This window comes from Nocardioides sp. CPCC 206348, from assembly GCF_048654705.1.
GTDB lineage: Bacteria > Actinomycetota > Actinomycetes > Propionibacteriales > Nocardioidaceae > Nocardioides.
This window is the reverse complement of sequence record NZ_JBMCZA010000239.1, coordinates 36,707-45,910: the sequence shown is the minus strand read 5'-3', so window position 1 is coordinate 45,910 and position 9,204 is coordinate 36,707. Positions and strand designations below refer to the sequence as shown.

Below are 9,204 nucleotides of genomic sequence, written 5' to 3'. Positions count from 1 at the left end.
GCGATCACCAGCAGGCGTGCCGATCCGGCCAGCAGCGCGACCGCCCCCAGCGCCACAACGCCACCGGCCACCCAGCGCGGTGCACCTCGCGACGCGCCACGCTCGACGGTCGTGGACGGCAGGCCCGCCAGCAGGAGGGCGACCGCGAGCGTCGTACTCACGACGGCGACCAGGGCGCTCATCGCGGGGACCGCCGATCGAGCAGGTCCAGCAGCCGACGTGAGCCCGGACCGGACGTGAGGGTGCCGTCGTCGGCGAAGGTCACGGCGGGCTCCGTCCGGACCCAACCGTCCGGATCCCGCACCAGGACCGCGATCTGGCCCAGTCGGCGCCGGCCACTGGGGCGATCGCGAACCACGTGGAGGACGAGGTCGACGGCCGAGGCGAACTGGCTGTGCGCCGCCGCCCGGCCGAGACCGGCCGTGAGGGCGAGGGCCTCGACGCGCGCCGGCACGTCCGCCGCGGAGTTCGCGTGCAGGGTGCCGCTGCCGCCCTCGTGACCGGTGTTCATCGCAGCCAGCAGGTCGACCACGGCTGCATCGCGCACCTCACCGACCACGAGCCGGTCGGGCCGCATCCGGAGCGCCTGCCGCACCAGGTCCCGGAGTACGACGGCGCCGGCTCCCTCGAGGTTGGCCGGCCGTGCTTCCAGCCCGACGACCTGGGGGTGCACGGGCCGCAGCTCGGCGGCGTCCTCGACGATGACGATCCGCTCGCCCGGATCGACGGCGCCGAGCAGGGCCGCGAGCAGCGTGGTCTTGCCCGTACCGGTGCCGCCACTGACCAGGAAGGCGAGCCGGGCCGCGATGACCTGGCGAACGAGATCGTGGGCCTCGCCGCTCAGCGCCCCGGCCGCCCGCAGCTCGTCGAGGGTGAAACCGCCGCGGCGCGGGATCCGCAACGAGATCGCGGTGCCGGGCTGGGCAAGCGGCGCGAGCACCGCGTGGCAGCGGGTGCCGTCGGGCAGGCGGACGTCGGCGTACGGCGCGGCGTCATCGATGCGGCGACCGCCGGTCGCCACCAGCCGCTGGGCCAGTCGCCGACACGCCTCCTCGGACGCCAGCACGACCTCGGTCTCCTCGAGCCCGCTGCCACGGTCGATCCGGACGGGGCCGGGTCCGTTGACCAGCACGTCGGTCACGCCGGGCAGGCGCAGCAACGGATCCAGCGGACCAGCACCGACGACGTCGCGGCGCAGCACCTCGTAGACGGCGAGCACCGTCGCATCACCGACCGGTCGGCCGGCGGCTCGCAGGGCATCGGCCACGCGGTGCGGCGTGAGGGAGCCCTCCACCGCGGCCAGCCGGCGGCGCACCTCCTCGACGAGCACGGTGACGTCATCGGCGATCACGACGCAGCCGCTTCGGCCGAAGCGACGGGTGCGTCGTCGCCGAGGATCCGCGCCACCGCGCGCGCCAGCGGACCGCGCGCCGACCGCATCGGTCCCAGCCCGAGGTCGACCGCTTCGCCCAGGCCACGCTGGTCCCGCATCTGCGCCACGACCGGCAACCCCACCGCCCGTTGCACGTCGGCGGCCGCGAACCCCTCACCCCGGAGCACGACGCCGGGCGACGCGTGGTCGGAGAAGCGGGCCCGCATCCGGGCAGCCCCCGCCACCCCCACCACGCTGGCGGAGGTCGCGACCAGGAGCTCGTCGCACCGTGACGCGACCTCGTCGATCAGCGGATCGGTCGACCGCGGCAGGTCGACGACGACGATCCGGTGCCCGCGGCGGGCGGCGGACAGCGCCTCCCGCACGGCGAACGCCTGCAGCGTCTGGACCCGCCCGTCGACGTACCAGGACAGGACGCCGAGGTCACCGCGCCGGGGCAGTGCCTCGCGCAGGGCGCGCGCGGACAGGCGCCCCGTGGTCTGGCACAGGGCATCCCACCGGAAGCCGTCCTGTCGCTCGACGCCCAGGATCCGGTCGAGGCCGGGACCCTGGGGGTCGCAGTCGATGACCACCGAGGGGCCGGACCGGGCGGCCCACTGGCCCAGGGCGCAGGCCAGGGTGGTCGCACCCGCGCCACCACTGCCGCCGATGACGCCGATGACCCGGCCGCGATCGGCGCGGTGCTCGGTGAGGTCGGCCAGCAGCTCCACCAGCCAGCCCGCCGAGCCGTGCACGTCGATGACCTGCTCGGCACCGAGCGTCAGCGCGGTGCGGTACAGCTCGTGCGGCGCGTGGCGCAGGGTGACGACGTAGGTGCGGGGTCGCTTCTCGGGGCCGAGCCCGGCGAGGACCTCGGCCAGGTCCGGACCGACGAGGACCACCGGCGCCCTCCCCCAGGTCGTCAGTGCGGCCAGCGGATCGCGCGCGATCGTCGGGGTCACATCGGCCGCGGCGGTGAGCGGCAGGAGCTCGGCGAGCAGGGCTTCATCGGCGGTCACCAGGAGGGGCGGGACGTCCACGGTGGGCGCGGGCGTCGTACGGGAAAGGGGTGGGGTTCGGGACATGCAGAGGTTCTCGCCCCACGCCGACACCGCCACACGACGCCGTCACAGGCCTGTGGACCGGGCTGGTCCGAGGGCGTGTTGTGGAGGGGAAGTGGACATTTCGAACACCCCTGCGACCTACGATGGAGCCATGGCCCTTCCGGGTACGGCGCCCACTGCGGCTTTCTTCGACCTCGACAAGACGATCATCGCCAAGTCGAGCGTGCTGGCCTTCAGCAAGCCCTTCCAGGCCGGCGGCCTCATCTCGCGCCGCGCCGTGCTCCGCTCGGCCTACGCACAGTTCGTCTTCATGATCGGCGGGGCCGACCACGACCAGGTCGAGAAGATGCGCCAGTTCATGTCGCAGCTGACCGCCGGCTGGGACGTCGCCACCGTTCGCGAGATCGTCGCCGACACGCTCCACAACATCGTCGATCCGATCGTGTACGACGAAGCCGTCCGCCTCATCGAGGAGCACCACGCCGCGGGCCGGGACGTCGTCATCGTCTCCACGTCCGGCAGCGAGGTGGTCGAACCGATCGGTGCGCTGCTCCGCGCCGACCGCGTCATCGCCACGCGGCTCAAGGTCGAGGACGGCCGCTACACCGGCGAGATCGACTACTACGCCTACGCCGAGGAGAAGGCGAACGCGATCCGCGAGCTCGCCGCGGAGGTCGGCTACGACCTCGAGAACTCCTGGGGCTACTCCGACTCGATCACCGACGTACCCATGCTCGAGATCGTCGGCCACCCGCATGCGGTGAACCCGGACAAGGAGCTGCGGAAGGTCGCCGCGTCACGCGGCTGGCCGGTGCTGGCGTTCACCCGACCGGTCGCGTTGCAGTCCCGGTTGCACCTACCGCCGCCCAAGCCGACCCTCGCCGCACTCGCTGTCGGTGGGGTGGTCGCGGTCGGTGCCGCGGTGTGGGTGGGCGCGCGTCGACGTGCGCTGAGCGCCTGACCTCGCGCTCACGAGAAACCCGTCCCAACCCCCCAGAGTTGTCTGAGTTGCCCCAAAACACAACCCCTTGAACGTGCCCCCCAAGGGGCGTACAAAGGACATCAACAACTCCAAAGACAACACGTGATCCCGGTACCCACGCGGCGATCTACCCTTCCTAATTGGGCGCTTGCATTCCGGAACACTTCCGGAGCAGCTGAAATGGTGCACGCCTGGTAGCCAATGGACCACGTGTCCGCGGTGACACCCGAGACATTCGTTGACTCGGGTGTCACCTGCATGTTCAGGGGTCTCGAGACGGTCGCTGCGCGACCTCCTCGACCAACGCCGCTTCGCTTCTCGAGACGGTCCTACTCCGCGTCGCGCACTAGCGGGCTCGCCTCGGCCGCCGCGGCATACGCCTCGGTCGCGTAGATCAGCCACGCGTGACGGCCGGCCTGACCACCGCTCGCCCAGCCGCGCAGGTTCGACTCGTACTCCGCGCGCAGCGCCAGGTGCGCGGCCTCCGGCACCATCAACGACTTCTCGTCGACCCCCTTGACCGCGAGCAGGAGCCGTTCGGTCGCCCGCGCGACGATCCCGTTGTGCGACCCGAAGGGCGCCGCGGACACGAGGTACGCGTGCACCACGGCAGCCACGGCCAGCGCGGGTGCCTCGGTGGGCGCGGTGATCAGCTCGGCCACCGCCCGCAGCTTCAACGCCGCCTCGTCGTCGCGCGGACGTCCCAGCATCTCGTCGGGCAGGATGCCGCGCGCCGCGACCGTGTGCATCCGGGCCAGCGCCTGCAGCGGCTGGCGGCGCAGGACCGGCATCAGCGACAGCAGCTCGGTGGCCAGTCGTACGGCGACCGTCGCGATCTCGTCACCGGCGCCGTCGCGCACCTCGGCGAGCGTCGACGTCGACCCCTCGAGCACGGCACTGGCGTGGGCTCCCCGCAGGAGCGACTCGGCCGTCAGCTCGGGGCTGGTGCGGCGCAGGCCACGGTCGCGCAGGACGACGTCGATGCCGTCGCGGGCGGCCGTGAAGCCCGAGGGGACGCCTTCGAGGGAAACCAGCCAGGCGTGGGGATCGGTGGTCACGAGGTGCAGCCTAGGAGGGTGGAGAGGGAGAGGCCGTCGGAGGTGGAAGGTGGATGGGATCCAGGAGCCTGTGCGTGCCTCCGCGACGAGGCGGGCCTGCCGCCGTACCCTCGCCTTGATGGCTACCGACTCCACTCCCCGCACCACGGCCGCACTCTCCTTCGGGAACGTGGTCGAGGCCTACGACCGCGGCCAGCCCGGCTACCCGCGCGAGGCCGTGGCGTGGTTGACCGGTGAGCAGCCGCGATCGATCCTCGAGCTCGGTGCCGGCACGGGCAAGCTGACCGAGCACCTCGTCGCGCTGGGCCACGACGTCCACGCCACCGACCCCGACCCGCGGATGCTGGAGCGCCTGGCCGACCGGATCCCCGAGCTGCGGGTGTCGCAGACCAGCGCCGAGGAGATCCCGGCCGCCGACGCCACCTTCGACCTCGTCATCGCCGGCAACTCCTACGAGTGGTTCGACCATGAGCGGGCGCTGCCGGAGATCGCCCGCGTCCTGCGTCGTGGCGGCTCGCTCGCAGTCGTGCGCAACCTGCGCGACGAGCGGATTCCGTGGGTCAAGCGACTGGGCAACCTGATCGGACACCACGTGGCCGGCCTCGGCATCGGCGACGAGCTGGACGGGTCGCCGTACTTCGGCCCGGTCGACGAGAAGTCCTTCAAGCAGTGGCAGGTCATCCAGCGCGCGTCCGTGCAGGACCTGGTCCGCTCGCTCGCCGACGTCGCGCCCCTCGAACGCACCGGACAGGAGTCGCGGATCCGCGAGGTCCTGGCGTTCTACGACGACTTCGGCCGCGGCATGGACGGCATGCAGCTGCCCTACGTCACCGAGTGCTTCCGCGCCGTGGTCGGCATCCAGCCGAAGACGATCCGTCCCGAGAGCGGTACGACGGACGCCCTGGCCCTGGCCGGCGAGCAGTCCGACGACGAGTCGGTGTCCGTCGGGGCGATGGCCGCCGCGGTCGAGCCGCCGGCCGACGACGACTCCGGAATGCTCCTCATCGACTTCCGCTGAGCCTGGAGCCACCATGCGCGGCCGGTCTGCTCTGGCCACGCTGGCTCTCCTCCTCGCCGCGTGTACGACGACCGGTGAGCCGACGCCCGAGCCCGCCCCCGCGGTCGTGGTGCCGAGCGCGGTCCCGGCCGGCGAGGTCTACGGGCGGCTGCTCGATGGTTCGGGGAAGTCGGTGCCGGGTGGCTCGGTCACCCTGACCCAGCCGTTCGACGACAACATCGTGCTGCTCTCGGTCCGGCTGATCTCGCTCGGTGTGTTCTGCCTGATCCCCGACGCGGGCCTCTGCCCGACGTCCCATCGGGCCAACCTCGCGGACAACGGGTTGTGGACCCTGCCGGCGGGCGAGGTCGAGGCCGACAAGGCGTTGACGGTGAGCGGGCAACGGCCGCAAGGACCGGACGGTGCAGCCCAGGTGGCGGTCTCGGTGCCCAACCGCAAGGACCCCCAACGGGTGCCCGACCTCGTGCTGTGGGAGCCGACGGTGACCCTGACGCCGGTGGCCGGTGGCACCCGGGTCGCCTGGCCCCGACTGACCGGACCGCAGGGCAAGGCGGTGCGCTACGCCGTCTACGCCACCACCGGGGAGTCGGCGTTCGCGAAGCCCGTCGAAGTGGCGAGCGGCCTTCGTCGTACCAACGCGGTGGTGGCGGGATGGGTGACCGAGGACCAGCCGATGCGGGTGACGGTGGTCGCGTCGACCAGGCGCGGGCCGGCCGCGTTCGTCTACACGGCGCCCTCGGTCGCCGCCGAGGGCACGGCGGTCCCGGTGTCGCGGGGCCGGCCGTGCACGACCGATCGCGGAGGACGGCAGGTCAGGGGCGAAGGCGTCTGCGGGCTGACCGACGGCGACCTGGACAGCCACGCCCAGGTGCGGTTGTCCGGCGAGTGCGACGTCAGCGACAGCGCCTGCCGACCGCCGTCCCACCGCCGGATCTGCGTCGACCTCGGTCGGGCGCGACCGGTGTCGCGGGTGGTGGTCCGGACTCCCTTCCTGGCGGTGGACCAGGTGGTGGAGCTGTCGCGGGACGGTCGCGCCTTCGTGCGCGCGGGAGCGTTGCACGACGTCGGCAGTGACGACGGCCGGGTCTTCCCGGTGCCGGTGCGGCCGGCCACCACGGCTCGCTTCGCCTGCATCCGCAGCGACGCCTACGGGTACTCCGGCGCGACCACCGCCGAGATCTCGGTGTGGTGACCCGCGGCCACCTGCGACACCTCGCATCCCCAAACCCCACACTTCGTGTCCCCAAACCCCACACTTCGTGCGGCACGATGGGCGGATGCGGAACGCGGGGTGGTGGCGACGGGGCCATCTGGGCAGTGACGCGGACCGCGCGGCGTTCCGGGCGCTGCACCAGGCGTCCCTTGCTGCGCCGCCCCTCCAGGAGGGGTTGACGACGGCGAGCGCCGAACGGGCCGTGAAGCACCTGCGCAACCTGCTCGGCACCCCGGCGATGGCGATCACCGACACCGAGGCGGTGCTGGCCTGGGACGGCGTCGGCAACCACCACCTCGACCAGGCGGCCGTCGTCGGGCTGCTGACGATCGAGCGGGGAAGCACCCGCACCGTCGACCGCGGCCAGCTCGGGTGCACCACCAACGGGTGCCCGGTCCGGTCCGGGGTGGCGAGCCCGCTGATCGTCGAAGGGCGCGTGCTCGGGACGGTCCAGGCGTTCGCTCCGAGCATGACCGCGGGGCTGGTGCGGGCCACCGAGGAGGTCGCGCAGTGGGTGTCGGGACAGCTCGAGCTCGCCGAGCTCGACGCCCACCGCAACCGGATGATCGAGGCCGAGATCCGGGCCCTGCGCGCCCAGATCAGCCCGCACTTCGTCTACAACTCGCTCAACGCGATCGCCAGCTTCGTCCGCACCGACCCGGACCGGGCGCGCGACCTGCTGGTGGAGTTCGCCGACTTCACCCGGTACTCCTTCCGGCGGCACGGCGAGTTCACGACGCTCGCCGAGGAGCTGCGCTCCATCGAGCGCTACCTCCTGCTCGAACAGGCCCGCTTCGGCGACCGGCTCCAGGTCACGCTCAACGTGGCACCCGAGGTGCTGCCGGTCGTCGTACCGTTCCTCTGCATCCAGCCGCTCGTCGAGAACGCCGTACGCCATGGGCTCGAAGGCGTCGAGCAGGCAGGGCACCTCACCATCAATGCCCACGACCGCGGGCACGAGGCGGTCATCGAGGTCGAGGACAACGGGGTCGGCGAGGACCCGGAGAAGGTACGACGCGCGCTCGCCGGTGACGAGGCGCTCGACTCGGTCGGGCTCGGCAACGTCGACGCACGGCTGCGCGCGACCTTCGGTGACGACTACGGTCTGGTCGTGGAGACCGCACCCGGCGCCGGCACCAAGGTGATCGTGCGCGTCCCGAAGTTCGCACCGGGCGTCACGGTGGATCGGGCATGAGCGGTCTGCGCGTGCTCGTGGTCGACGACGAGCGACCCGCCCTCGACGAGCTCACCTTCCTGCTCGAGGCCGACCCGCGCATCGGCGAGGTGGTCGCGTGCCAGTCCGCCACCGACGGCCTGCGCACGCTGCGCGAGCGGGAGGTCGACTGCGTCTTCCTGGACATCCAGATGCCGGGCCTGACCGGGCTGGAGCTGGCCGAGGTGCTGAGCCGGTTCAAGCAGCCGCCGCCGATCGTGTTCGTGACGGCCCACGAACAGCACGCCGTCGACGCGTTCGACCTGCGTGCGGTCGACTACGTCCTCAAGCCGGTCCGCCCCGAGCGCCTCGCCGAGGCGGTACGACGGGTGCTGGGCGACACGGCGGCCCCGGCTCCCGTCGCCGACACCCAGGTCGCCGTCGAGCGCGGCGGCGTCACGCGCTTCATCGATCGCCGCGACATCACCCACGTCGAGGCACAGGGCGACTACGCGCGACTCCACACCAAGGCCGGCGAGAACTACCTCGTGCGGGTGCCGCTGACGACGCTCGCCGAGGACTGGGCCGAGTCCGGCTTCCACCGGATCCACCGTTCCCTGCTGGTCGCGCTGGCGCACGTGACCGAGGTGCGTTCGGACAGCGGGCGGACGTCGGTGATGGTCGGCGAGATCGAGCTGCCGGTGAGCCGCCGGCACACCCGTGGCCTGCGCGACGTCCTGGTCCGCCGGGCCCGGGCAGGCGGCTGAGCATGACCGAGCGGGTGCGGGTCACCGGTCCGCCACGCCACACCGCTGCCAGTCGTACGGCGACCCGGCTCGGCGACGTCACGGAGCAGACCGCACTGGGCGACCTCTACCTGCGCTCGCTCCTCGCCGAGCAGCTGCGGCTCGCGCTGCGGGTGATCGGCCTGCTCGTCGTGACGCTGGGCCTGGTGCCCCTGCTGTTCCACCTGGCGCCGTCGCTCGCCGACCGGCAGCTGCTCGGCATCCCGTTGGCCTGGCTGGCGCTCGGAGTCCTCGTCTACCCGTTCCTGCTGCTGCTCGGCTGGCGCTACGTGCGGCGGGCCGAGCGCAACGAGCGGGTGTTCGCGGACCTGGTCAGTGGCCACGAGGACAGCGCCGAGGACAGAGACGACGAGAGGGCCTGAGGGTGGACACCGCCGCCGTACCGGGCCTCGTCGCCGTCGTCCTCGTCTCGCTGGTGACCCTGGCGATCGGCACCTGGGGCCTGCGCTTCTCCCGCACGACCAGCGACTTCTTCGTGGCGTCACGCACCGTGCGGCCGCGACTGAACGCGTCGGCGATCGGAGGCGAGTACCTGTCC

At 72.3% G+C, this 9,204-nt stretch carries 10 protein-coding genes; 6 read left to right on the top strand and 4 right to left on the bottom strand.

The genetic code is table 11. The features are described 5' to 3' along the window. From ACOADB_RS27475 to ssd, 3 genes are all read right to left on the bottom strand, one after another. A partial coding sequence (locus ACOADB_RS27475) for a hypothetical protein (protein ID WP_378606601.1) occupies positions 1 to 182 on the bottom strand: 182 nt, incomplete at its 3' end. Next, complete coding sequence (locus tag ACOADB_RS27470) at positions 179 to 1,351, bottom strand: TadA family conjugal transfer-associated ATPase (protein ID WP_378606598.1); 1,173 nt, start codon at positions 1,349 to 1,351, stop codon at positions 179 to 181. The genes ACOADB_RS27470 and ACOADB_RS27475, both read right to left, overlap by 4 nt. Continuing rightward, entirely contained in the window at positions 1,348 to 2,457 is a 1,110-nt protein-coding gene (ssd, locus tag ACOADB_RS27465; protein WP_378606595.1) for a septum site-determining protein Ssd, read from the bottom strand. Before ssd ends, ACOADB_RS27470 begins: the two co-directional genes overlap by 4 nt. A 130-nt stretch (positions 2,458 to 2,587) precedes the next feature. On the opposite strand from ssd, the gene ACOADB_RS27460 reads away from it, so the two are divergent. Beyond that, the gene (locus ACOADB_RS27460) at positions 2,588 to 3,397 is read left to right on the top strand and encodes an HAD family hydrolase (RefSeq protein WP_378606592.1); all 810 of its coding nucleotides are present in this window, start codon (positions 2,588 to 2,590) and stop codon (positions 3,395 to 3,397) included. 350 nt (positions 3,398 to 3,747) lie between these two features. Here the strand turns inward: ACOADB_RS27460 and ACOADB_RS27455 are convergent, their stop codons facing one another. Next, positions 3,748 to 4,476: an oxidoreductase gene (locus tag ACOADB_RS27455; protein ID WP_378606589.1), complete on the bottom strand. Its 729-nt coding sequence runs from the start codon at positions 4,474 to 4,476 to the stop codon at positions 3,748 to 3,750. Positions 4,477 to 4,594: 118 nt separating this feature from the next. On the opposite strand from ACOADB_RS27455, the gene ACOADB_RS27450 reads away from it, so the two are divergent. The 5 genes from ACOADB_RS27450 to ACOADB_RS27430 all read left to right on the top strand — a co-directional run bounded on the left by ACOADB_RS27450 (position 4,595) and on the right by ACOADB_RS27430 (position 9,028). Then, positions 4,595 to 5,494 carry a class I SAM-dependent methyltransferase gene (locus tag ACOADB_RS27450; protein ID WP_378606586.1) on the top strand — a complete coding sequence of 300 codons (900 nt, stop codon included), beginning with the start codon at positions 4,595 to 4,597 and terminating at the stop codon, positions 5,492 to 5,494. A gap of 13 nt (positions 5,495 to 5,507) precedes the next feature. Beyond that, complete coding sequence (locus tag ACOADB_RS27445) at positions 5,508 to 6,686, top strand: hypothetical protein (RefSeq protein ID WP_378606583.1); 1,179 nt, start codon at positions 5,508 to 5,510, stop codon at positions 6,684 to 6,686. An 85-nt stretch (positions 6,687 to 6,771) separates the two neighbouring features. Further along, positions 6,772 to 7,902: a sensor histidine kinase gene (locus tag ACOADB_RS27440; protein WP_378606580.1), complete on the top strand. Its 1,131-nt coding sequence runs from the start codon at positions 6,772 to 6,774 to the stop codon at positions 7,900 to 7,902. After that, positions 7,899 to 8,627, top strand: a complete 729-nt coding sequence (locus tag ACOADB_RS27435; protein WP_378606577.1) for a LytR/AlgR family response regulator transcription factor — start codon at positions 7,899 to 7,901, stop codon at positions 8,625 to 8,627. Before ACOADB_RS27440 ends, ACOADB_RS27435 begins: the two co-directional genes overlap by 4 nt. Before the next feature lie 2 nt (positions 8,628 to 8,629). After that, entirely contained in the window at positions 8,630 to 9,028 is a 399-nt protein-coding gene (locus ACOADB_RS27430; protein ID WP_378606574.1) for a hypothetical protein, read from the top strand. Positions 9,029 to 9,204 lie beyond the last annotated feature (176 nt).